Annotated in this window: 20 protein-coding genes; 4 read left to right on the top strand and 16 right to left on the bottom strand. The window is 63.3% G+C overall.

Annotation, left to right across the window (positions count from 1 at the left end):
• Positions 1 to 11 precede the first annotated feature (11 nt).
• The 4 genes from ACLPJJ_RS04765 to ACLPJJ_RS04780 are packed head-to-tail and all read right to left on the bottom strand — an operon-like array spanning position 12 to position 2,218.
• Complete coding sequence (locus tag ACLPJJ_RS04765) at positions 12 to 425, bottom strand: GNAT family N-acetyltransferase (protein WP_443589803.1); 414 nt, start codon at positions 423 to 425, stop codon at positions 12 to 14.
• The gene (tsaB, locus tag ACLPJJ_RS04770; protein ID WP_443589804.1) at positions 422 to 1,063 is read right to left on the bottom strand and encodes a tRNA (adenosine(37)-N6)-threonylcarbamoyltransferase complex dimerization subunit type 1 TsaB; all 642 of its coding nucleotides are present in this window, start codon (positions 1,061 to 1,063) and stop codon (positions 422 to 424) included. Before tsaB ends, ACLPJJ_RS04765 begins: the two co-directional genes overlap by 4 nt.
• The gene (locus tag ACLPJJ_RS04775; protein ID WP_443589805.1) at positions 1,060 to 1,644 is read right to left on the bottom strand and encodes a malonic semialdehyde reductase; all 585 of its coding nucleotides are present in this window, start codon (positions 1,642 to 1,644) and stop codon (positions 1,060 to 1,062) included. Before ACLPJJ_RS04775 ends, tsaB begins: the two co-directional genes overlap by 4 nt.
• A 19-nt stretch (positions 1,645 to 1,663) precedes the next feature.
• Positions 1,664 to 2,218, bottom strand: a complete 555-nt coding sequence (locus ACLPJJ_RS04780; RefSeq protein WP_443589806.1) for a NifU family protein — start codon at positions 2,216 to 2,218, stop codon at positions 1,664 to 1,666.
• A 141-nt stretch (positions 2,219 to 2,359) separates the two neighbouring features.
• Between ACLPJJ_RS04780 and ACLPJJ_RS04785 the strand changes: the two genes are divergently transcribed.
• Together ACLPJJ_RS04785 and ACLPJJ_RS04790 are read left to right on the top strand one after the other, a co-directional pair.
• Positions 2,360 to 3,139, top strand: a complete 780-nt coding sequence (locus tag ACLPJJ_RS04785) for a DODA-type extradiol aromatic ring-opening family dioxygenase (protein WP_443589807.1) — start codon at positions 2,360 to 2,362, stop codon at positions 3,137 to 3,139.
• A gap of 186 nt (positions 3,140 to 3,325) precedes the next feature.
• Positions 3,326 to 5,305: a hypothetical protein gene (locus tag ACLPJJ_RS04790; protein WP_443589808.1), complete on the top strand. Its 1,980-nt coding sequence runs from the start codon at positions 3,326 to 3,328 to the stop codon at positions 5,303 to 5,305.
• A gap of 163 nt (positions 5,306 to 5,468) precedes the next feature.
• On the opposite strand, the gene xylB is transcribed toward ACLPJJ_RS04790, so the two are convergent.
• Positions 5,469 to 6,959, bottom strand: a complete 1,491-nt coding sequence (xylB, locus tag ACLPJJ_RS04795; RefSeq protein ID WP_443589809.1) for a xylulokinase — start codon at positions 6,957 to 6,959, stop codon at positions 5,469 to 5,471.
• Between the two features lie 47 nt (positions 6,960 to 7,006).
• On the opposite strand from xylB, the gene ACLPJJ_RS04800 reads away from it, so the two are divergent.
• Positions 7,007 to 8,020: an isopenicillin N synthase family dioxygenase gene (locus tag ACLPJJ_RS04800; RefSeq protein ID WP_443589810.1), complete on the top strand. Its 1,014-nt coding sequence runs from the start codon at positions 7,007 to 7,009 to the stop codon at positions 8,018 to 8,020.
• A 6-nt stretch (positions 8,021 to 8,026) separates the two neighbouring features.
• Here ACLPJJ_RS04800 and msrB read toward each other — a convergent pair whose 3' ends face one another.
• Complete coding sequence (gene msrB / locus ACLPJJ_RS04805) at positions 8,027 to 8,476, bottom strand: peptide-methionine (R)-S-oxide reductase MsrB (protein ID WP_443589811.1); 450 nt, start codon at positions 8,474 to 8,476, stop codon at positions 8,027 to 8,029.
• Positions 8,473 to 10,461, bottom strand: a complete 1,989-nt coding sequence (locus tag ACLPJJ_RS04810) for a thioredoxin domain-containing protein (protein ID WP_443589812.1) — start codon at positions 10,459 to 10,461, stop codon at positions 8,473 to 8,475. Before ACLPJJ_RS04810 ends, msrB begins: the two co-directional genes overlap by 4 nt.
• Positions 10,462 to 10,518: 57 nt before the next feature.
• Here ACLPJJ_RS04810 and ACLPJJ_RS04815 point away from each other — a divergent pair, with 57 nt between their 5' ends.
• A complete protein-coding gene (locus ACLPJJ_RS04815) occupies positions 10,519 to 10,854 on the top strand; it encodes a (2Fe-2S) ferredoxin domain-containing protein (RefSeq protein WP_443589813.1) in 336 nt (111 codons plus the stop codon).
• A 42-nt stretch (positions 10,855 to 10,896) separates the two neighbouring features.
• On the opposite strand, the gene ACLPJJ_RS04820 is transcribed toward ACLPJJ_RS04815, so the two are convergent.
• The 9 genes from ACLPJJ_RS04820 to flgL form a co-directional block, all read right to left on the bottom strand.
• Positions 10,897 to 12,315: an APC family permease gene (locus ACLPJJ_RS04820; RefSeq protein WP_443589814.1), complete on the bottom strand. Its 1,419-nt coding sequence runs from the start codon at positions 12,313 to 12,315 to the stop codon at positions 10,897 to 10,899.
• Between the two features lie 176 nt (positions 12,316 to 12,491).
• Positions 12,492 to 12,956, bottom strand: a complete 465-nt coding sequence (locus ACLPJJ_RS04825; RefSeq protein WP_443589815.1) for a hypothetical protein — start codon at positions 12,954 to 12,956, stop codon at positions 12,492 to 12,494.
• Positions 12,953 to 13,207, bottom strand: a complete 255-nt coding sequence (flgM, locus tag ACLPJJ_RS04830; RefSeq protein WP_443589816.1) for a flagellar biosynthesis anti-sigma factor FlgM — start codon at positions 13,205 to 13,207, stop codon at positions 12,953 to 12,955. Before flgM ends, ACLPJJ_RS04825 begins: the two co-directional genes overlap by 4 nt.
• Before the next feature lie 44 nt (positions 13,208 to 13,251).
• Positions 13,252 to 13,626 (bottom strand): flagellar protein FliS, encoded by a 375-nt coding sequence (locus tag ACLPJJ_RS04835; protein WP_443589817.1) that lies wholly within the window; start codon positions 13,624 to 13,626, stop codon positions 13,252 to 13,254.
• A 14-nt stretch (positions 13,627 to 13,640) separates the two neighbouring features.
• Positions 13,641 to 15,035 carry a flagellar filament capping protein FliD gene (fliD, locus tag ACLPJJ_RS04840; protein WP_443589818.1) on the bottom strand — a complete coding sequence of 465 codons (1,395 nt, stop codon included), beginning with the start codon at positions 15,033 to 15,035 and terminating at the stop codon, positions 13,641 to 13,643.
• A gap of 66 nt (positions 15,036 to 15,101) precedes the next feature.
• Positions 15,102 to 16,571, bottom strand: coding sequence for a flagellin N-terminal helical domain-containing protein (locus ACLPJJ_RS04845; protein WP_443589819.1), 1,470 nt, complete (start codon positions 16,569 to 16,571; stop codon positions 15,102 to 15,104).
• A gap of 105 nt (positions 16,572 to 16,676) precedes the next feature.
• Positions 16,677 to 17,354, bottom strand: coding sequence for a flagellar basal body P-ring formation chaperone FlgA (gene flgA, locus ACLPJJ_RS04850; RefSeq protein ID WP_443589820.1), 678 nt, complete (start codon positions 17,352 to 17,354; stop codon positions 16,677 to 16,679).
• On the bottom strand, positions 17,351 to 20,791 hold the full coding sequence (locus ACLPJJ_RS04855) for a sulfotransferase (protein WP_443589821.1): 3,441 nt from the start codon (positions 20,789 to 20,791) through the stop codon (positions 17,351 to 17,353). Before ACLPJJ_RS04855 ends, flgA begins: the two co-directional genes overlap by 4 nt.
• An 11-nt stretch (positions 20,792 to 20,802) precedes the next feature.
• The gene (flgL, locus tag ACLPJJ_RS04860; protein ID WP_443589822.1) at positions 20,803 to 22,020 is read right to left on the bottom strand and encodes a flagellar hook-associated protein FlgL; all 1,218 of its coding nucleotides are present in this window, start codon (positions 22,018 to 22,020) and stop codon (positions 20,803 to 20,805) included.
• Positions 22,021 to 22,028 lie beyond the last annotated feature (8 nt).

Genomic DNA, 22,028 nt, shown 5'->3' on the forward strand with positions numbered 1-22,028 from the left:
AGTGCGCCGTTCTAGGCCAAAACCAGATGCAATGTCAGGGCATCGCCGCCATCCGGGTAATAGGCCTTGCGCAGGCCCACCTGGACGAAGCCAAGCTTGCCGTAAAGCGCGCGGGCTGGGGCGTTGGTGGCGGCGACTTCCAGATGCATCTCCCGCACGCCATTGGCGGCGGCCAAGCTCAGCCCCTCGCGCATCAGCGCCTGCCCTATGCCCTGGCGCGGCGCCGTCACGCCGATCGTGAGGATTTCCGCCTCATCCAGCACAATGCGCAGGAGCAGGAAGCCGCCGCGCTCGTCGATCAGGCCGATGACGCCGGGCATCCCGAAGAGGGTGGCGAAGCTGGCGGCGTCCCACGGGTCCCGCGGGAAGGCTTCCGCGTGCAGCGCGGCCAGGAGCGGCGCGTGGGCTAGTCCGGCGCGGATCATACCGGGTGCGGGCGCAACCCGGCGGCGGGGAGTTTTGCTTCCGGCGGGTCCACGTAAAGCGGCTGGGCGGGCTGCGGCGCGAGACCGGCCGCGAGCCTGGCCATTGCGGCCCTGGCCACCCAGACTGGGTCGATGGCCTTGGCGTTGGTCAGCATCACATCCACACCACGCGCGGCCAGCCGGGCGGCGATGTCATTCGCCGCGTCACCCGCCAAGGCGATGGGCGTGCGCGCTGCCGGGACGTCCTCATCGGCGAAGGCTTCCGCCGCGCCATCGCGCAGCAGGAACACCCGGCCACGGCGGGCGCGGACCACCACCCAAAGCGGACGATGCAGCTGCGGGAATGGGACATGATAAGCCTCGGCCACGCTCACGCCCCAGAGCGGCAACCCAGCTGCGGCGGCGTAACCCTGGGCGAGGGCGATGGAGGTCCGCAGGCCGGTGAAGCTCCCCGGCCCAATGGTGACGGCGACATTGGTGATCCCGCCATCCTTCACGGCCTCGGCCAGCAGCACCGGCAGGGTTTCGATCAGCCCCGGCCGCAGCGGCGCAAAAACCTTGTGCCGCGCTGCGCCATCCTCGCCGACCACGACAAGACCGGCACGGCCGCCGGACGCATCTATCGCCAGCCAGCTCACGCGAACTGCGCCACCTCGTCAAAGCCGAGCCTGGGCAGGCGCGGCGGCAGTTCCACCGCCTTGGGACGGCCGAGATTCAGCAGGAAGTTGGACTTCCAGCTGTTCTGGGTGAAGAAGGCGCGGTCCAGCTTGGCGCGGTCGAAGCCGGACATCGGGCCGCAGCCGAAGCCCAGCGCCCGGGCCGCCATCATGAAATACGCGCCCTGCAGGGTGGAATTGCGGAAGGCCGTCTCCTCGGCGAGGTCCGGGTTGGCGGAGAACCAGCCCTTCACGTCGCCGGTGGGGTAGAGCTGCGGCAGCTTGAGGTAGAAATGCGGGTCGTAGGCGATGATCACCGTGACCGGCGCGGCCAACACCTTCTCGATATTCCCCAGGCTCAGGGAGGCTTTCAGCCTCTCCTTGGCTTCCGGGCTGCGCACAAAGACAAACCGGGCAGGCGAGGAATTGGCCGAAGTCGGCCCCAGCTTCGCCAGCTCGTAAAGGGCTTTCAGATCGTCATCGGTGACGGGTTCATCGGCAAACTCCCACTGTGTCCGCGCGTTGCGGAACAACACGTCGAGCGCCGCGTCATCCAATGCCATCTGGTCTCTCTCCTGAAGCTCAGGCCGCCTGTGTAACCGAGACCACTTCAGGAATATAGTGCTTCAGCATGTTCTCGATGCCATGCTTGAGCGTGGCCGTGGAGGACGGGCATCCAGCGCAGGAGCCCTGCATCTTCAGGCTCACCACACCGTCACGGAAGCCGCGGAAGATGATGTCGCCGCCATCGCCCGCCACGGCGGGACGGATGCGCGTATCCAGCAGTTCCTTGATCTGCGCCACGATCTCGGCATCCGCCGGGTCCACATCCTCGGCATCGAGGATCACGTTCTCGCGCAGGATGGGGCGGTTGCTGACCAGATGCTCCATGAGCAGGCCAAGCACCTGCGGCTTCAGCGCCTGCCAATCCGCATCCTGTGTCTTCGTCACGGTCACGAAATCCGCGCCCAGGAAGACCCGCGCCACGCCGGGCAGGCCGAACAGCGCCTCGGCCAGCGGGGAGATCAGCGCCGCGTCGGCATCGGCGAAATCCGCGGTCTTGTCGCCCAGAATGTCCCGCCCCGGCAGGAATTTCAGCGTGGCGGGGTTTGGCGTGCCTTCGGTCTCGATAAACATTATTGTTCCCCAAAAAGCGGACAAGGACAGTCCTGATAGCGCTTTAGTTTGGCTGTTTTTCCCGGTCTGACAAGGGGCCGGATGGATGGAACGTGCGTTGCTTGGCTTGCGGGGCAGCGGCGGCTCGGGCAAGCTCGTTCCATGTTGCCAACCTTGTTCCTGAGCCATGGCTCGCCGATGACCGCCCTGGAGGATACCCCGGCGCGCCGTTTCCTCTGCACGCTCGGCAGCGTTATCCCCCGGCCGCAAGCCATTCTGGTCGCCTCCGCGCATTGGGAAACCATGTCCCCCGCCGTGAACACGCCGGCGCGCAATACGACGATCCATGATTTTTTCGGCTTTCCGCGGCCGCTCTACGAGCTGCGTTACGATGCGCCGACAGCCCCTTGGCTCGCGCAGCGGACGGCGGCACTCCTGCAGGCAGCCGGGCTGGGCTGCGAAACGGATCCGTCGCGCGGGTTGGACCATGGCGCCTGGGTGCCGCTACTGCTGGCCTATCCAGAGGCGGATATTCCCGTAATGCAGCTTTCCCTGCAAACCCAGCTTGGTCCTGGCCATCATTTGGCCCTCGGCGCGGCCCTGACCCCGCTGCGCGAGGAAGGCGTGCTGATTATCGGCAGCGGCAGCTTCACCCATGACCTCAGCCGTTTCCGCGGGGGGCGGGATTTCAACGCGCCGGAAATGCCCGACGTGAAGGTCTTCTCCGACTGGATGAACGAGAAGATCCTTGCCGGGGATTTGGCGGCGCTGGCGAATTACCGCAAGCTTGCCCCCCATGCCCGGGACGAGCACCCCACGGATGAGCATCTGCTGCCGCTGCATGTGGCAATCGGCGCCGCGGGCCCTGCGCCGAAAGCCAAGCTTCTGCATAGCTCGGTTGAGTACGGCTTGCTGCGGATGGATGCTTATCGGTTTGAGTAGGGGGCGGGTTTCGGCCAAAGCCGGGCATAGGCCGACCCGAACGGTGATCTCAGGCGCGGACGTTCAGCGCCCAAGCTGCAACGGCGTCCCGATCTACTTGATCGATCAAACTGAATTTTGAGTTGGAGTGATACGTTTATGGCTTGTCCCCAAAAAACCAAGACTCGCACGACAACGACTCATTTCATGCTGATAGTTGCTCTTCCTTTATTTATCTATGTCATTTTTTCTTTGATTTATTTCGGGAAGACGGGGAGCTGGACACGCTGGTACTTGGGAGATGGCGGAGACGCGGCATCATTCATATGGTTCCTCCATTGGTGGCCCTTTGCTATTTCTCATGGTCTTAATCCATTTATTTCAAATTATGTTTGGTTTCCTCACGGCGATAACATGACATGGCGGACATCAGTGCCGTCAGCTGCGCTGTTAAGCTTCCCGATCACGGTGCTGGGTGGCGCAGTCCTATCCTACAACCTGTTATCCTTGATGGCACCAGTCCTATCCGCGTGGACGGCCTTTCTGTTGGTGCGGTACCTGACAGGCGACTGGGCCGCTGCCCTTGTTGGCGGCTACTTATTTGGGTTCTCGTCTTACGAAAACGGCCAGCTTCTGGGACATCTTAATCTCGATCTAACCTTCCTGATGCCTATTGCGGTCTTGTTGTGCGTACGACGCGCGCAGGGACACCTAGGACGCACAGGCTTCGTGACGGCTCTAGCAGTAACTCTTTTGGTTCAACTTGGGCTTTCAAGCGAGATTTTGGCGACATTATGCTTTCTCGGCGCAATCACCTGGGCCATCTTCATAGCCTTTGCTCCAAAGACGGATCGGCCAGGCTTGTGGCGTCTGGCAATCGATATTGTTTTTGCCGGTGTGGTCATGACAATACTGGCCACGCCATTTTTGTTTTATCTGGTGAAAGGTTTGTCAGATGTTCCGCCAGCAATTAACTCCGCAACATTTTTTTCAGCTGACCCACTAAACTACTTGATACCGACAGGCGTTACCCGCCTTGGGAGGACGGTATTTGCCGCTGTGGCAGATCAGTTCACAGGCTTTGCATCGGAGCAGGGCGCCTACCTGGGATTACCCCTGATCTTTCTCATGGCGCTTTATTTTCACGCCAAAATTACTCTTCCCTATGTTAAAGCCTTGTTGATCACGGTGATTGTGCTCGCTGTATTGAGCCTGGGCCCCTGGCTTCATGTCGCCGGAGTGCAGACTCAAATGCCATTACCCTGGTGGCTTGGCGAAAAAATTCCTTTGATGCGGTCAGCCTTGCCAACACGTTTCACGATGTACGTGTCCCTTATTTCGGCGATTGTCGCGGCGTTATACTTAGCGACGCCGGGCACTGGGCGCGAACGGTCATGGCGGTTTGCACTCGCTGGGTTAGCATGCCTATTTATTTTGCCTAATTCAACTCTGCATGCTTGGACCCGCTGGCCAGCACAGCCGTTTTTTACGCCGCAAAATGAAAAGCAAGTGCTCGGGACGAAGCCAAATGTAATCATTCTTCCCTTTGGAGCAGGCGGGAGTGGCATGGCCTGGCAGATGGACGCAGGCATGCAATTCACCCAATCGGGCGGCTATACCGGCTTTACTCCATCCTCGGAACAGAGTTTTCCAATTTTGAATGAGCTGTTTACGGGGGTGCCTGGGCCCGACTTCGGCAATGATCTTGCCGCTTTTTGCGGAATGCATCGTGTGGATGACATTTTGATCGGACCGGGCACAAAGCCCGCGCTGGTTGCCGCAATTACCGCACAGGGCTGGCCGCAGCACATGGACCACGGGATCGATGTCGTGAAGGTGCCGCTATCATCAGCGCTTGATTATTATTATACGGAGGGCGATTACTGGCCTTCAGCCGCACCGCAGAATTGGATGGGGCGGCAGGTTCGTATTGTTACCCACGGAACACAGATAACGCTGACATTAGCGCGGAAATGGCCGCCTCCTTCTGCCCCAGTACAAATTACAGTTACCACCCCATCGGGTCAGGCCATTTATCTCATCGGGCAAGCAACCGTACAGGTCATTCACATACCAGCGGATTCGATTGTTACCTTGACGGCAAATCAAACGTTTGTTCCGGATGGGATTATTCACAATGGCGACAAACGAGAACTGTCTGTCATGTTATCGCTGGAGAAAGGCTAAACTTGGCAGCTGATTTTAAGAGTCCCTTGAACCCTTGCTGCCGCCTGAGGCGCCGAAGCCGAAAGGCGGGCGTCCGCGCATTCCGGCGGTGAGCCGAGTGTCCGGTATTCAAAGCCCTGATCCAGAAGTGGACCGTCGTAAATCCACCCAAACCCACCTCCCCCTACTCCACCAGCCCATGCAGCCGATGGTTAATCCCCGCCAGCGCGGCCTGGGCATCCTTATAAATACCGAACAGCCGGGTGTAGAATTCATGCGCCTCGGCGTCGGGCACTGTCGTATCCAGTAGCCGCACGCAGCGTGCCACGGCGTCCTCCGGTCCGGAGAACACGCCCGCCCCGATGCCTGCGACCAACGCAGCGCCGAAGGAGGCATCCGCCGCTTCGGTGCGCTCCACGGTGAGGCCGGTGGCGTCGGCGATGATCTGGCGCCAGCACGCACTGCGGGCACCGCCACCCATGAGCCGGATTGCGCCGAAGGAGAGACCGAGAGCCTGCGCGGCCTGGAGCAGGTCGCGGATGGAAAAGGCCAGCCCTTCGTAGAGGGCGCGGGCGAATTCCGGCTTGCCGTGGGAGATGGTGAGGCCGATGAAATCCGCGCGCAGCAGAGGGTCCCAGTAGGGGGCGCGCTCGCCCTGCAGGTAAGGGTGGAAGAGCAGCCCCTTGGCGCCGCGCGGCGTGGCGGCGGCCAGTGCGTCCATACCCTCGAACCCGTCCTCGGCGAAGAGCAGGTCGCGCAGCCAGCGATGCGCGGAAGCGCAGGAATTGGTGCCGGTGGCGGTGTAGTACATGCCCGGCATGATGTGCGGGTAGCAGGAGATTGGCGGGTTCACGCTGGGCCCATGGGTTGCCAGATACAGCACGCCAGCGGTGGCCAGCTTCACCCCGCCAATGCCCGGCGTGGTGGCGCCGACGCCAAAAAATTCCACTGTCGTGTCGTTGGAGCCGCAGACAACCGGCGTTCCAGCGGCCAGCCCAATGCGGGCGGCAGCTTCCGGCGTGACGCCGCCGACCACAGATTCCGCGGGCACGATGGGAGGCAGCAGCGACATGTCCAGCCCGATGAGGGCGCAGAGTTCCGGCGACCAGGTTTTGCTGGCGTTATCCGCCAGCAGGGCGCCGATGGCGTCGGAAAAATCCGTCTCCCACGTGCCGGTAAGGCAAAACCGCAGGTAGTCCTTGGCCAGATACAGGTGCCGGGCCTGGGCCATCACCTCCGGCTCGTTCTCCTTCAGCCAGGCCAGCATGGCGAGGGTCCAGGTCGGATTCACCCGGTTGAGCGCGGTGGCGATGATCTGCTCCCCGGCCCGCTCGTGCAGGGCAGCGGCCTGGGCAGCGGCGCGCTGGTCGTTCCACATGATGGCCGGGCGGAGCACCCTGCCCTGCGCGTCGGTGAGAACCGGGATATGGGCTCCGGCGGAGATGCCGATGCCCGCGATGGCGCTGGCAGGGATGGCGGCGGCCTCAATGGCCTGCGGCACCGCGCTGCAAAGTGCTGCGAACCACTCAGCGGGGTCCTGCTCCGACCAGCCGAAACGCGGCACCGAAGTCGTCACCGGATGGCCCGCCTCGCCCAGGACATGCCCGGCATCGTCGATGATCGTGGCTTTGAGACTGCCGGCCCCGAGATCTATGCCGAGGAGATATTTTGCCAATGTTTTTGTCCTGGAAACCAATACGGGGGAAGATTAGCATCCGCGGCATGCCGGATACCATACAGCTGGACCCCACACTGCGCGGCGCGCAAATGCCGCTGACGCAAATCCCGATTATCGACATCTCCCCCCTGCGCGGCGGGCCGGGCAAGGCGGCCATGGTCGAGGAGATCAGCCGGGCCTGCCGGGAGATCGGCTTCTTCTATGCCGTGAACCATGGCGTGCCGGAGGAGATGATCGCGCGTGTTTATGCCGAGGCGAAACGGTTTTTCGCGCTGCCCGAGGCGGTAAAAGAAAAGGTGGCGATCGAAAAATTCCCCTGCCATCGCGGCTGGTTCCGCATGGGCGGCGAGAACCTGGACCCGGCCAAGCAAGCGGAAGGGGATTTGAAGGAAGGCTACAAAATCGGCCGCGACCTGCCACCGGATCACCCGCGTGTGCTGGCCGGTGTGCCGCTGCACGGGCCTAATCAGTGGCCGGATTTCCTCCCCGGCTGGCGGGAGGTGATGCAGTCCTATTACGACGAGATGGTGGAGCTGGGGCGGTTAATGATCGGCGCCTTCGCGCTGGCACTGGGGCTTGAGGAGGAGTTTTTCGCCCCCTGGCTCGGGATAACGATGACGACGCTCGGCCCGCTGCACTACCCGCCGCAGACCGGACGCGTGACCGAGGCACGCCTGGGCGCCGGAGCGCATACTGATTACGGCTGCCTGACCCTGCTGCACCAGGATATGTCGGGCGGGTTGCAGGTGCGCAGGCGGGATGGCGTGTGGATCGACGCGCCGCCGGTGCCGGGCAGCTACGTGGTGAATATCGGCGACATGATGGAGCGCTGGACGAACGGCGTGTTCCAGTCCAACCAGCACCGCGTGATCAACATTTCCGGCAAGGAGCGCTACTCGCTGCCATTCTTCTTCGACCCCGATTTTTACGCGCCGGTGGAATGTTTGCCGACATGCCTGCGCCCGGGGGAGACGCCGAAATACAAGCCGACGACGGCGGGGCAGCATCTGCTGGACATGATCAACGCCTCGTTCGGCTATCACCGCGAAAAAGCCTGAAGCGTTTCAGGCGGGGATGAACGTCAGCGCCAACCCGTTCATGCAATAGCGCAGTCCGGTTGGCGGCGGGCCGTCCGGGAACACATGGCCGAGATGGCTACCACAGCGGCGGCAATGTACCTCGGTACGCTCCATGCCCATTGAGTTGTCATCCGAGGTCAGCACGGCATTCGGCAGAGGCGCGTAAAAGCTCGGCCAGCCGGTGCCGGAGTCGAATTTCGTCTTGCTGGAGAACAAGGGCAGCGCGCATCCGGCGCAGGCGAAGATGCCGTTGCGGTGCTCATTCAGCAGCGGGGAGGAGAATGGCGCCTCGGTGCCCTGCTGCCGCAACACGTAATATTGCGCGGCGGTGAGGATTTGCCGCCATTCGGCATCGGTATGCGAGACCTCGTAAGCGGCGGCGGGCCGGGAGATTAGCACGAGAGCGCTGGCGGCGAGGAGTTCACGGCGGGTCATGGCGCAGGCTCCCCGCCACGGCGAAGTGCGGCGCGCACTGCTTCCGGCGTGGTCACGGGGAGGGAACACACCCCACTGCGGCAGATGAAAGCCGCCGGCTGGGTGGATGTCTTGCCCTGGGCCGAGTGCCCGGGCGGCAGGTCGGCGGACGCGGAAACCTGAAGCACGGCCACGGCCGGGTCCGGCGCGGTAAGGGCGGCCTGCGCCAGTTCGGCGCTGCCGCCAGTGACAACGACGCAGGCGGCATTCTCCAGCAAATCCGCCGCTGCCAGCAGCACCGGCGAGCCGGTGAGGCGGTCTGTACTGCCGGCGAAGGCGGCGAGCAGTGCCTCGGCCTTGTGCCGGTACTCTGCCTCTCCGGTGAGGGCGTGCAGCAGGGCGTAGTTCTCGGCCATCAGGCCAATGCCGGAGGGGGTCGGGCCATCCTGCACATTGCGCGCACGCGGGGCGAATGTCTGCGCCGCGTCGGCCGACATGAAGAACGATCCGGCGCCATCGCCAAATTTGCGCTCGGTTACGGACAGCAGGCGCTGCGCCGTGGCGAGGTAATTCGGCTTGGCGGTTGCCTGATACAGTGCCAGGGCGGCACGGAGCATGGCGGCCTGGTCTTCCAGCAGGCCGGGCGCGGAGATTTTGCCGTGGCGGTAGGCGTGGGCGATGCCGCCCTCGGGCTCGGAGAGGTTTGCCAGGATGTTGGCGAACACCTCCTCAGCCAGGGCCAGCCAGGCGGGCTCGGCGAACACGGCGCTGGCCCGGGCAAGGGCCGCGATGGTGAGCGCGTTCCAGTCGGCGAGAATCTTGTCGTCCCGGCCGGGGCGGGTGCGCGTGCCGCGCCGGGCGAGGAGCTTGGCGCGCAGCGGCGCCAGGCGGTCTTCCTCGCCCAAGGGCGTGCGGCGTTCGAGGATGACCTTGCCTTCCCAATTGCCCTGTTCGGGCGCGGGGTAGTGCTGGGCAAAATACTCGGCGTCTTCACCCAGGGTGTCGAAAATTTCCGCGCGGATCCAGACGTAGAACTTTCCCTCCTCGCCTTCCGAATCCGCATCCTCGGCGGCGGCGAACGCGCCTTCGGCGCGCATGTCCCGCGTCAGCCATGCCACCGTCTCCCGCGCCCGGGCGGCATAGAGCGGATTGGGCGTACGCGCATGGGCCAGGGCCAGCAGGTCCAGAATCAGCGCGTTGTCGTAGAGCATCTTCTCGAAATGCGGGATCAGCCAAGCTTCGTCGGTGGCGTAGCGGGCGTAGCCGCCGCCGAGATGGTCGTAGATGCCGCCCCGGGACATGCGCTCCAGCAGCAACTCCACCGCATGGGCGGCGCGGGCATCGCCGCTGCGGAAACTCTCCTGCCAGAGGAAGCGGAAGATAGGAGTGTTGGGGAATTTAGGCGCCTGACCAATGCCGCCGCGCCGCCAGTCCATGGCGCTCAGATAGGCGTTACGGGTGGCATCCAGCGTGGCCGGGCCGGGCGGGTCTCCGGGGCGGGGCGCGGATTGCGCCGCGAGGACGCTCTGCAAGGCGGCGACGGAATCGCCGACACGCACCTGATCGGTCTCCCACGCATTGGCCAAAGCCGTGAGGACTTGACGGAAGCTGGGCCGGCCAAAGCGCGGTGCGGGCGGGAAATAAGTGCCGCCCCAGAAAGGCTCGCCCTGCGGCGTGAGCACCATGGTCAGCGGCCAGCCGCCCTGCTCGCCCATGGCGTTCAGCGCGGACATGAAGATCTGGTCGAGGTCCGGGCGCTCCTCGCGGTCCAGCTTGATGTTGATGAAGTGGCGGTTCATCAGCTCCGCCGTTTCCCGGTCCTCGAAGCTTTCATGCGCCATGACATGGCACCAGTGGCACGTAGCATAGCCGATGGACAGCAGGACCGGGCGGTTAAGCTGGGCGGCCAGCGCCAGCGTCTCGGGCGACCAGACCTGCCAGTGGACCGGATTATCCTTGTGCTGCTGCAAATAGGGCGAGGAGGCCTCACCCAGCATGTTCCGCATTTTGCCTGCTCCCCAGTTTGCGGCTTAGATAGGTGCGAATGGCAAGGAGCAACAGGTTTGGGTAAGCGGCTCGACGATGATCCGGCACTTTATTTCTCCACCCACGTGTTCGTGTGTGGCAACCGGCGGCCAGAGGGGCATCCGCGCGGATGCTGCGCCAGCAAAGGCAGCGAGAAAATCCGCGACTATATGAAGGCGCGGGTGAAGGAACTGGGGATCGAGGGAGTGCGCGTCAATCAGGCGGGATGCCTGGACCGGTGCGAGCTGGGCCCCTGCGCTGTGCTGTACCCGGAGGGGGTCTGGTACAAGCTGGATTCCTTTGAAGCCGTGGATGAGGTGCTGGAAAAGCACGTCCAGGCCGGGGGGCGGGTAAAGGAGCGGATGCTCCCCTGAAACACCAAGGGCGGCACCTGAGTGCCGCCCTTGAGCTTTTGGTTAGTATTCCTCGTCGGCGACGTAGGAGCCGATGCGCTGCACCAGTTCCGGGTCACGCTTGGCGAGGATCGCGCCGTAAACCAACGACAGCACGAACAGGCCGAGCGTCAAGTACGGGTAAAGATTAAACGGATATGGCTGACCGGGCTGCACCAGCCCCCAAAGCGGGAACAGCATAAAGACGGTGCCGAGCACCGGCACTATGAGGTGCCGCACCACGCCGAAATCCTCCTTGTGATGGCGCAGCATGTACACCGGCAACGCCAAGTTCGTCAGGAGATAGGTTATGACGACGGGAATGGTCCCCATCGTGCCCGTATCGCCGAACAAGGTCACCGGATCGATGGCATAAGCCGTGCCAAACACCAGCACGATAAGCAGCGCAATGACCACGTATGTCCACATCGCGACATGTGGGGTGTTATGCCGCGGGTGGATCTTGCCGAAGAAGGGCGGCAGCAACCCCTCGCGCGAGGAGCTGAACAGGATACGCGCCTGGGCGTTGGTCAGACCAATGAGCGAGGAGAAGATTGAGGTCACGCCGGCAAGATAGGCGATGAGCAGCACCCCGGCGGCGGACGCCTTGAAGGCGTCGACGAACGGGATGCTGGAATTGCTGATGGCGGTGACATTGTTGTGGAACGCCGTCTCAGTCGCAAAGGCCAGGAACATGTAGAGGATGCCGATGGAGAGCGTGCCAATGATCAGCGCGCGCGGCACGTTCCGGCGGGGGTTGGTGGTTTCCTCCGCCAGCATCGCCGAGTTCTCCCAGCCGATGAAGAGGTAGATGGCGAGCGGGAAGCCGAGGCCAATGCCCTTCCAGCCGCCGCTGACGCTGGAAAACAGCAGCGGCGCGGCGGAGATGGAAGCGTGGTTGACCACGAGCATGATCACCGCGCCGATGAGCAGCAGGGCCAGCTCAAAATAGAAAAAGATCGCTGCCCAGGTGGTGGAGAGGCTGATACCGCGCGCAACCAGCATACCGACAATGCCGGTGACGACGACGGCCAGCACCTGCCAGGGGATGTTGATGCCTAGGAAGAGGTGCAGCGTGCTTGCCGCCCAGCCGCCGGCGATGACGACCACCGAGGAGGCGGCGATGCAATAGCCGGTAACGACGAAAAGGGACGCCGCCGCACCCGCCGTGGGGCCGAACGCCATGCCTATAAACGTCACGAAGGAACCGGCGCTGGGGCGATACTTGGAAAATTCCGCCAGCGTATTTGTAAGGAAGAGCACAACCACCATCGCCACCAGAATGGTGATCGGCGCGCCAACGCCTGCGCCAGAAACGATGAGGCCGAAGCCAAAGAAGAAGCTCATGGCCGGCGCAATATTGGCCAGCGTGGCGGCGACGATTTGAGACAGGCCGAGGCTATCCCGCTGAAGGCGGTGTCCGCTCCGGGTGATTGTAGCCATTTTTTTAACCCTTCAGGTTTTATGCATTTTTTGTGCCGGTGACGTGGCGTCGGCAAACTCTGCCATCAGCCCCGATCCGTCAATATGACAAACTTGAGGCACAAGGCAATGCCTCTCTCCGTTTCCTAGGTTATTTACCGGCCCCGAAAGGTCTTGTGCAGCGCAACAAATTTACGTCAGGCTTCAGCGATCAGCCTTCCACTCTCCTGCATACCAAGCGCCTGGAGGGATTGAAGCGCCGCGCTCAGCCCTCTGTTGAATTGCTGAGCGCGGCGGTTGGCGCTGAAAGACCGTTTGGCAAAACGAGCCAGCGAGCCGCGCAGTGCCTCGGCAAGCCCGGCGGCGTCCTCTTCCTGAATCCTCCGCAACTGCTCTGCAGCGGTCGTTAAATTGGAGGCGCCGAGCCTGCCCATGGTTGCGGCAATTTCCGCAAAGGCGGGAGAGGCATCCTTCAGTGCCCACTCCACCGCGGCGGCAGCGTCCGAGATTTCATTCGGCCTGCCAGTGAGCATCACGTCGTCGAGGTGGTGCAACTTGCGGCCAAGATCCTCAACCAGTTCCAAGCCACGGGCCAGTGTGCCGGATACCGACTGCGCCTCCGGCTTAACCTCCAAGGTACGGAATTTGCCGGTAATGCTCATTTGCTTGTTGCTTTCAGTACGGTGACCATCGCCTGGGCCAGATCCTCCGGCGCCACGTTGTAGTTGCCCGTGGCCAGCGCACTGCGGATGCGCGCCACTTCCGCGTGATCCATGCCGTCCGACTGGTGTGCAGAGGAGAGCAACTGCGTACTGGTCTGCGCCGCATCACTCAGGGTCACGGCCTCGGTCTGTGGCGTGGCCTCCGCCGCTGCCCGCGGCTTGGCGGTCGTGGTGGGGGCGGCTTCATTCATGATTGCAGCTGACGATACTGCCGGAAACGGAGGAATGGTGTTGCTCATGCGGCCAATGCACCTTCAGACGCTTTTGTCATATCACGATCCAAAATCGCCAGCGCTGCCTCGAAGTCGTCGAGCGCCGATTTACTGTCGTCCGTATTGGCCCGTAGCAGCGTAAAGCGCAAGGCGGAGTAGATGGTCATGAGCGCAGGACCGAGCTTGCTGCCCTCGCTGGTATCGAGAATCCCGCTCATCAGATTCAACAATTCATCAGCACGGGCGAGCATCGCGGCTTTGGTCGCCATGTCCCCAGCCTCGATGGCGGCCTTGGCTCTGCGACAATACAGGCGCAGCCCACGCCACCCCTGATGCAGCCAGCTGACATCAGATTTTCCGTCGAACATCGACGCCCGGTATTCGTTGATCATATCCATGGTCTTGGTCCCGGTTAGCCGCCGCTCGTGGAGGACGAGCTATTGAAAATGTTGAGATAAGTCTGGGTGATCGACGCCGAGCTGGCTTTGGTTTCAGCCGTTGTATACAGAGATTCCAAATTCTTCAGCGCCGCCGAGCCTTGTTTTGTAAGCTGCGTGACCTGGCTGTCGATGGAAGTGATCACACCGTTCAATGACGCCGTCTGCGCCGCAATGAAGCCGGTGCTCTTCGCCGTTGTACCAGCGCTGCTTGTCGAACTGCCGGAACTGCCAATTGCACTGGCGGTGATGGTATTGAGCTTTTGATACAGGTTGGCGACCAGCTTTTGCACGGCGGCCGGGTTCTTCGCGTACTCGCTGGCAAAGCTCGTCGAATTGAAGCTGACGGCGCCGGAACTGTTGATGGACAAGCCTGCGGCGCCCGCGCTGACCCCGCTGGAGACCAGCCCGCTGATCGACGTCATCAGCTCGCTCTTCAGCTCCGTGGCAGAGAAATTCCCCAGCAGAACGCCTGACTGCGCGGAACCGTTGGACGAACTCGCCGGAACGAATTTCGTTGCCGCCGCGATGGTTGAAATGGCAGCGTTAAGGCTCGTGGCCACGCCCTGCACGGAACTGGAAAGATTGGTCGGCGAGGAACTGACCGATAGCGACGTGGTACCCGAACCGACGAGGGAGATGGTGACACCGGCGATAGCGCTGCCCAGCGTGTTGGTGGGGCTGATGATCGGCACGCCGTTGAGAGTAAGCGATGCGTTGGCCGCGGCTTGCGCCAGGGTTTCGCCGCCATTGGCAGTGCTGGAGCTTGGATTGAAATCGAATTGCGCCAGCGCGCCCGTGCCCGAAACCGTGAAGGCCGCGGAGCTGCCGGTACCACTGCTTTGCAGCACCAGACGCGCCCCGGCCGAAGTGCCGATAACGCTCGCCTGCACGCCGCCAGCCTGCTTGTCGATCGCGGCCGCAACATCGTTCAGCGTCAGGCTGCCGGAACCAATGGAGACCGTCTCGCTCTTGCCGCTTTTCAGCGTGAAGACGAGCGAGCCGTTGCCGCCGGAGAGCGTTGAATTACCTGAGCCGAGCAAAGATGAGTAGATTTCCTGCGGCTTGGCGAGAGTGACGTTCGTCAGATTATACGTGCCGGACGCCGCCGAATTGCTGGCCGTAACAGTGGCCACCGATTTGTCGGTGGTATTGGTTGATTTGTTGTTGATGGAGCTGATGTCTTTGATGTTCGACAGTGACTGGGACAGCGTCGAGACCGCTCCGCTGATCTTGCCCCAGGCGGAAATCTGGGCCTTGTCGGCCGTAACCTGGGATTGGAGTTGGGTGATGGGCGCCTGCAGCTTGGATTCGTACGTGGCAATTTGAGACGTAATGGCCGACGAACTGAGGGAGCTGACAGAGGTCATGAGTCACCTGTTGGAAGAGCTTAGGGACGGAGGCCGGAGCGTTGCGCCCCGGCCTCGCGGTTTGGCTTACGGCAACAGCGAGAGGTAGGACTGCTGCAGCTGGGTGGAAGACTTCAGAGCGGCAACGCCGGACTGCGCCTGGATCTGCGACTGGGTCAGCTGGGTGCTGACTTGCGGGATGTTGGCGTCCTGCACCACGCCCAGAGCCGTGGTGAGGTTCTGGCTGGTGGTGTTCATGTTGTTGATGTTGGCCGTGAGGCTCTGCTGCACCGCGCCGAGCTGCCCGCCCTGGTTGTTCAGCGCTGCGAGCGCGTATTTCACCACGTTGATCGCCTTGTTGGCGCCAGCGGTGGTGCTGACATTGATCGACGCCAGGGAGTTCAGCGAGGCCGCCGATTGACCGAGCGTCGCTGTAGCCGACCCAACAGCCGAGAAAGCAGCGCTGGACTGGAGCTGCACCTGGCCCTGCTGAATATCGTTGGCTGCGACGGTGTGTGGCGCCGCCGCCGTCGTTTTGAGCGTGCCACCGCTGGCTGCAGTGCCGACAGCCGTGAAAGCGATATTCTGACCAGCCGTCTGCGTCAGGGTCAGCTTACCGCTACTGTCAGAGGCAACAATGCCGCTGGTGCTGCTCTGCTGATTGATCTGAGAAACAGCTTCCGCGAGGCTGGACGCATCAACACTGACCGCCGTGCCAATCGCAGAGCTAGCCCCGCCAGACCCATTGCCAGCCTGGAGCGTGAACGCGATTTTGTGGTCAGTCGTGCCAGCAGCCACGCTGAAAGTAGCTGTGTTGGTCGCCTGGGCCTGAACACCAGTTTGGCCGGAGATACCATTGGCCGCCGTTGCTAGCGCCGCCGCAGATTCTTTCGCGGCTACGGTAAACGAACCGGAGCCGCCCGTTGGTCCGGTGATTTTTTCCTTCCCTGCACCAAACACACCAGCGGCCGAAACAACGCCGCTCGCAGAGCTGGCGCCAGTTTTGTAGACATTCGCCGTATCGGCACCGGTGGCATACATACCAATGCTGTTGGCCGAGGTGTTGCCAATGGAGAGGTTCAGCGTCTGCCCCTCATTGGCACCGACCTGGAACTGCTTGCCGGTGAAGCTGCCGTCCAACAGATTGATATTGTTGAACTGGGTCTGGCTGGCAATGGTCGAGACCTGCCCCGTCAGCTGGCTGGCGAGGTTCTGCAGGGACTGCGATTCAGCGGAGGTCTGCGTGCCGTTGGCGGCCTGCACGGCGATGGAGTTGAGCTGCTGCACGACGCTGACCTGCTGGCCGATGGCTCCCTGCGCCGTCTGCAGCAGGGAGACGCCCTGGTTGGCGTTGGAGATCGCCTGCGTCAGGCCGTTCAGCTGGGAGGTGAAACCCTGGGCGGTGATGTAACCAGCCGGATTGTCCGACGGCGAGTTGATCGAGAGGCCGCTGGAGAGCTGGCTTTCCAGGTTGTTGTTGGTCATCGATGTGTTCGCGATGGAGTTGAGCGCCTGCAGCGCCCCGGTATTGGTCAGAATGGAACCTACGGCCGACATGGTGATCTCCTTGGGTTGTGGTTGCCGTACCTATTTATTCGCGTTTTGGTTGTGATGTTTTACTGATTTTGCCTCTTTAGGTTTTTAATCCGGCAAAACAGCCGCTTATTGCAGCTTGAGAGCCACCCCATCCTCAGTGACTTGCGCGGAAAAACGGCGGCCGGAGGAGGGGTTGGTCAGCAGGATGGTGTCGCCGATCCGCCCGGCTTGGCTGGCGACCGCATTGATGGAGACGGCGACCCCGCCGCTCGTCACCTGCACGGCCACCGTCTGGCCCGCCTTGACAACCATCGGCGCCTGCACCGCGTCCTGGGTGACGACCATGCCAGCGGCGAGAGACATCACAGCGCTCGCGCCCACGATCTGGGCCGGGTCGAAATAGACCTGCCTGCCCGCGAAGAGCTGCACCGGCTCTCGTTGCACCATGAGATCGGAAGCCGCCAGCACCTGCCCCGCCGTGACAGGATGGGCGGCGACCACGACATCTTCGCTCTGCGCCACGGTGACGGTGACATACAGTGTCCAGACCGGCGCGGGGCAATTCACCGCCGCCTGCTCGTAGGGGGCGACGCCGCTGATGTTCACCACAAGCGGCGCCGTGCAGACTTGCATGTAAGCCGCCCCCGTCACCGGCCCCAGGGTGATGGTGGCATCGGGCAGCGCGACCATCTGCGCCGCCTGCTGGACAGCAGCCGTTACCGCATCCACGCTCTGGCTGGCGCTGGCCAAAGCTGGCCAGGCCAGGAGCGCGCCGGTGAGAAGCGACCGTGCCTGCCAGTTCACTCGGCCGCACTCGGCAGCAAAGCGCTGTCCGCAGCGGGGAACTCGGCCCAGGGCGGCAGCTCGGACTCGATGCTGGGCAGCGCCAGCGCCGCTTTGCGCGCGCGCTCCCCCTGAGCCAGCGTGCCGGCCAAGCCGGCAATGGCGCTCTTCAGGGCCATCTGCCAGGCGGAGAGGCGGTTTTTCAGCCGCACCGCGCCGAGACTGGCGGGGATGTCAAACCGCTCGTCAACCAGGGCATGGCATCCCGCCACGGCGGCAAGCAGCACCGGATAATGATCGGCATATGTGGCGGTATTGGCCGGACGAACCATGATCTGCGGGCCGAGCTCGGCAAATGTCTGCGCCCATGCGTATTCGGACTCAGGCGGGGCGATCCGCACCACCTGGCCGGCATAGTTCCCGCCGGGGCGTTCAACGACGATCCAGGCCGCGATGTCCAGCGTGGCGTTGACCAGATCGGTGAACCATGGCGGCGCGATGCCCTCGTCGATCCAGAGGATGCGCGGCTTGGTATTTAACCCCGTGCTTGGCTTCCACTCAGCCCAGATGCGGCTGGACAAGGCCGGGCGCCAAAGCTGCACGGACTGGCCGGGCGGGCACATGCGGCTCAGCTGTGTCACCAACGCCGGAGAAGTGGCGTAGACACGGCTTGCCGCCGCAAGCACGGGCTTTGCCTCCGGTTCCGGCAGGGTGGTGAACAGCGCCTTGTACGGCGGGCTGTACGGCGCAGGCGGACGTTGCGGGTTGACCCGCAGCCAAGCGGCCGGAGCGCGGCGGCCCAGCTCGGCAGCGGTGGGCAGCTCCGGCGCCCAATCCGCCGAGAGTGCGCCACTGCGCCGCAATGCGCGCGCCGCGTTCATTACCGCCGCCCCGGACTCCGGGGCGCCAGTGATCAGCATGTCACGCTCATCTGCGGGCGCTGCGCGCACCAGCCCGGGGTTTGCTTCGCTGGCCAGCAGATCGCCACGCAACGAAAGCGCGGGGTGGTGGTATGGATCGGCCCAGGGCAACGCCTGCACCACTTTCGACCCTCGGCGGAAATCCACTGCCGCATCGAGCTTTACCGCCTCGGGCGGTGAGGCAAAGGAAACGTCCGGTGTCCACACCAGCCGGGCGCCACGGGCACGAATCTGCGCGCCGAGGTCGATCCAGAGCGCATCGCCGCTCAGATCGGGGAAGGTGCAGGCGGCCAGGGCCTGGGTGCGGGCCAACAGGCCGGGCGGGGCGATGGCGCTCGCCTCCTGGTCGACCAGGAGCCAGCCGCCAGGGCCAGGATCTTCCGCCGTATGCGCCGCGCCAAGCCGCGTCTCGGCACCAATGACAATTGGCCCCAGCACGAGGGCGATCTTCTTCTCGCCGCCAAAGGGAACCAGCGTGCGCGCCGCCGCCATGGCCACGCCAGGGTCGGCCAGGCGCATCCGTAGGGCCGGTAGCCAGTAAGGGGTAAGAGCCTCGGAACGCGCATCCAGCACCGCGACATAAGGCGTCGTCACCATCGCCAGGGCCTGGCGCAGCGCATCTGCCGGGGTGAGGCCGGGCGCGGGCGGGACTGCCAGCACCTTGCCCTCCAGCGCCGCTGCCTGCTGCGTTACCGCAGCCAGGTAATTATGCATGCCCTGGTTCAGCGCCGCACCGGCAAGAATCACGGGGCCGGTAAGGACCGGACCGGTAAGCAGCGCGGTCATCCAGCGATCCAGCATCGGGATCTCCGCGCCATCGCAGAGCATGATGACGGTGGCGCCTGGATCTTCCGCCGTGCGCATGTGGTGGAACAGACCAAGATGCTGGCGGTTCTGCACCTCCGCCGGCATGCCGGCACGCTGCAAATGCGCCGCGACAGACATTGCCGCGCGAGCACAGAAAATATCGGCCTTGATGTCATCCCGCCGGCTCTGCGGGCAGCGGGAGAACAATGCCTCAGGCAAGCGTTCCACCTTGGCGCCGTGTTCGGCAAGGCGGAGCTGGAAGTCGAATTCCTCAGCCCCGGCTCGTGCAGGATCGAACCCGCCGAGCTGGAGCACGGCCTTGGCGCCGTACCACACCCAGTCGCCGATATAGGCCGATTGGCGCAGGCGGGTGACATCCCAGCCCGGCTTGTGCCGCACCCAGGCGCCGCCATCGCGCGGAACGATCTCGTCGCAATACAGCATGTCCGCGCCGCTGGCCGATGCCGCCAGGGCGAAGCGCAGGCAGGCATCCGGCGCCACCGTGTCACCCGCGTTGATGATCGCCACGTAATCGGCCGATGCGGCTTCCTGGTTCAGCTCCGCGCAGGCCAGCCGGGTCATTGCCTCCGGCTCCGGCGGCGCGGCGATGGCGGTGATGCCGGGGATCTCTAGCGGATCTGCGGTGATGACTTTGATACTAGACGGTTTTTCCCATTGTGCGTGCAGGGACTCCAGGGTGTCGTTCACCGCATGAACCCGGCCGCGCGGCGCCGCAATGATGACGGTAAGACGAGGCAGCGCCCCCGCCGCCTCGCGCAACGCCAGCAGGCGGGCTTGGCCGCCCTCGTCCAAACGCTCCGGCGGACGCAGCGCCGCCCTTTCAGCCAGGGCGGGCGCCGCCTGACTCAGCGAACCGCCCAGGGCGGGAATCGCCCGCCCCCGGCTCGCGCCGATCTCGTTAAGGAAGCCGACCAGATCCGATGTTTCCTCGGCGAATTCGTCCCATAGCGCAGGCTGGAATTCGTGGGCCCGGATGGCCTCCCAGGCACGCGCGACCAGCTTGTGCAACGGCCGGAGCAGCCCCTCTTGCGGCAGAGCCTCGCTGCGGTTGAGTTGGGCCGTGAGGTAGGTTGCGGCCTGCCCCAACCCGCCCGGCACCAGCTTGGTGAAGGGAAGGCCAGTCTCCGCCTCAATCCGGCGCAATTGCTCCGCCGGCTTGGCGAGCAGATCATGGTAGGTCAGCCAGCTGCGCGGCAAATGACGGGCCTGGCGTTCACCCGTGGTGAGGTAGCTCATCCACAACAGCAGGGCGTGGGCACGGCTCAGACCGTTCTTGCGCTGCTGGCTGGAAGCCGCCGTCCAGGGGTCGCGGAAGATATGCACCACATGCGGCTTGTGCCCGGCCTGACGCGCGGCGCGCTCGTAAATTGGCAAGGTGCGGCAAAGATGCGGGTGCTTCAGCCCCCATATCTTGTCCTTCTGGCTGAAGCGGCGGCGGAGTATCTCTTCCAGCCGTGAGAGATAACCGCTGAGATCCGCGCGCTCAGCCCAGCCTTGCGGCAGGCTGCGCACATCCATCCAGTCCACGCCCAGCCGGGAGAAGAGATCAACGTCATACTGGATCAGCTCTGGAATTTCGTAGAAGCCGAGCGGGTTGTGCTCGTTCGGGTCGGCCTCGTTATAGAATTTGACCCCGGCGCGGGACAAAGCACCGGAGAGTGCGGAAGTACCGCTGCGGTAATAGCCGACGATGAAAATGGCATTCGACATTGCGGCCTCGCTTATACGTAGTTGAACAGGCTGAGGTTCTGCACTGTGCCGAACGTCTTCATCGCTGCCTGAAGGGCTGTAACGGTTTGGTCCAGGTTGGAGATGGCCATCGGCATATTCGCGGCGGTGGCGTTGTCCACGTTGGTCTGCGCCTCGGTGGCCTGGCTGCTGTTTCCTGCGGCTGCGGCGGAAATCGCCTGCAGCGTGACGCCGTTCTGCGCCTGCGCGTTCACCAGCGTCTGCTGGTACTGGGCCAACCCGGCCAGGCTCTGGTTCAGCACCTGGTTGGTCTGGGCCACCTGCGCCGGCGTCGTGGCCGCGCTGGAGAGGGCATTGTACACGGTCTTTAGCAGCGCGAAGGCGGATTGCGGGCGGCTGGGCGAAATGGTGAAACTGTCGCCATTGGCCGGGCTGCCGCTGATCTGGTAATCCACGCCCCCGAGCTGGACCGTGGTGCCGCCCGTCCTGCTGGTGGAGAGCGCACCGCTGGCGATGGCACTGCCATTCTGCGTGGCGGTGTAGGTCGTGCCGTTGCCGCTATTGGCAAAGCTCACGGTGATGGCGGCATTCCCCTGCTGAAACGTATTTGCCGCCGCGGCATTGACGACACCCTGCTGGAGGATCTGCCCGCTGCCGGTATTGGTGCTGGTGGCAGTGACGTTGGAAACGCCATCTCCGCTCAGGCCGGAGAGGAACGCATCGCCATTGGCGATGGTGCTCGCCGTCATATTTTGCCCGATTGCTGCCTGTGAGGACGCGCCGTCGCCAAAGTAAACGATATTGCCATTCGCATCCGGCTGGAACGGGGTGAGGCCACCACGTGATCCACCGAAAAGATAAGTGCCGTTCGGCGCCGTGGCGTTACCAATGCTAACAAGCTGCTGATACGCCGACTGCACCTGGGTCCCCAGCGCTTGCATGTTCTGGGCACTCGTCGTGCCATTCAGCGCCTGCTGGACAATGCCCTGGACATTGTCCAGCACGTTGCTCATCGAGGTGTAGCTGTTGCTCACGCTGCCAAGCTGAACCTGTATCGCCGCTTGGGTGGTATTGTCGTTATTCAGCTGGTTGACCTGGTCCATGCCGAGCACCCCGGTTTCATACGCTGCCGGATTCTGGTCCGGTGTCTGCACCGACAGGCCCGTGGTGACCTGCTGCTGCAGGGTATTGATTTGCGCTTCCTGCGCGGCCAGCGACGTGCCGAAACTGGAAAAGAATGACAGGTCCATTTTGGCCT

Origin of the sequence: Acidocella sp. (assembly GCF_052326845.1) — a bacterium.
GTDB lineage: Bacteria > Pseudomonadota > Alphaproteobacteria > Acetobacterales > Acetobacteraceae > Acidocella.

What these genes read in the sequence shown, in the direction of transcription:
- ACLPJJ_RS04775 (WP_443589805.1), bottom strand. Translation starts at nt 1,644, where the DNA reads ATGGCATTGGATGACGCGGCGCTCGACGTGTTGTTCCGCAACGCGCGG.
- msrB (WP_443589811.1), bottom strand. Translation starts at nt 8,476, where the DNA reads ATGACCCGCCGTGAACTCCTCGCCGCCAGCGCTCTCGTGCTAATCTCC.
- ACLPJJ_RS04820 (WP_443589814.1), bottom strand. Translation starts at nt 12,315, where the DNA reads ATGGCTACAATCACCCGGAGCGGACACCGCCTTCAGCGGGATAGCCTC.
- ACLPJJ_RS04785 (WP_443589807.1), top strand. Translation starts at nt 2,360, where the DNA reads ATGTTGCCAACCTTGTTCCTGAGCCATGGCTCGCCGATGACCGCCCTG.
- ACLPJJ_RS04825 (WP_443589815.1), bottom strand. Translation starts at nt 12,956, where the DNA reads ATGAGCATTACCGGCAAATTCCGTACCTTGGAGGTTAAGCCGGAGGCG.
- flgL (WP_443589822.1), bottom strand. Translation starts at nt 22,020, where the DNA reads ATGGACCTGTCATTCTTTTCCAGTTTCGGCACGTCGCTGGCCGCGCAG.
- ACLPJJ_RS04835 (WP_443589817.1), bottom strand. Translation starts at nt 13,626, where the DNA reads ATGGATATGATCAACGAATACCGGGCGTCGATGTTCGACGGAAAATCT.
- ACLPJJ_RS04800 (WP_443589810.1), top strand. Translation starts at nt 7,007, where the DNA reads ATGCCGGATACCATACAGCTGGACCCCACACTGCGCGGCGCGCAAATG.
- ACLPJJ_RS04855 (WP_443589821.1), bottom strand. Translation starts at nt 20,791, where the DNA reads ATGTCGAATGCCATTTTCATCGTCGGCTATTACCGCAGCGGTACTTCC.
- flgM (WP_443589816.1), bottom strand. Translation starts at nt 13,207, where the DNA reads ATGAATGAAGCCGCCCCCACCACGACCGCCAAGCCGCGGGCAGCGGCG.
- ACLPJJ_RS04780 (WP_443589806.1), bottom strand. Translation starts at nt 2,218, where the DNA reads ATGTTTATCGAGACCGAAGGCACGCCAAACCCCGCCACGCTGAAATTC.
- ACLPJJ_RS04810 (WP_443589812.1), bottom strand. Translation starts at nt 10,461, where the DNA reads ATGCGGAACATGCTGGGTGAGGCCTCCTCGCCCTATTTGCAGCAGCAC.
- ACLPJJ_RS04765 (WP_443589803.1), bottom strand. Translation starts at nt 425, where the DNA reads ATGATCCGCGCCGGACTAGCCCACGCGCCGCTCCTGGCCGCGCTGCAC.
- ACLPJJ_RS04845 (WP_443589819.1), bottom strand. Translation starts at nt 16,571, where the DNA reads ATGTCGGCCGTAGGTTCCATTCTGACCAATACCGGGGCGCTGCAGGCG.
- fliD (WP_443589818.1), bottom strand. Translation starts at nt 15,035, where the DNA reads ATGACCTCTGTCAGCTCCCTCAGTTCGTCGGCCATTACGTCTCAAATT.
- ACLPJJ_RS04790 (WP_443589808.1), top strand. Translation starts at nt 3,326, where the DNA reads ATGCTGATAGTTGCTCTTCCTTTATTTATCTATGTCATTTTTTCTTTG.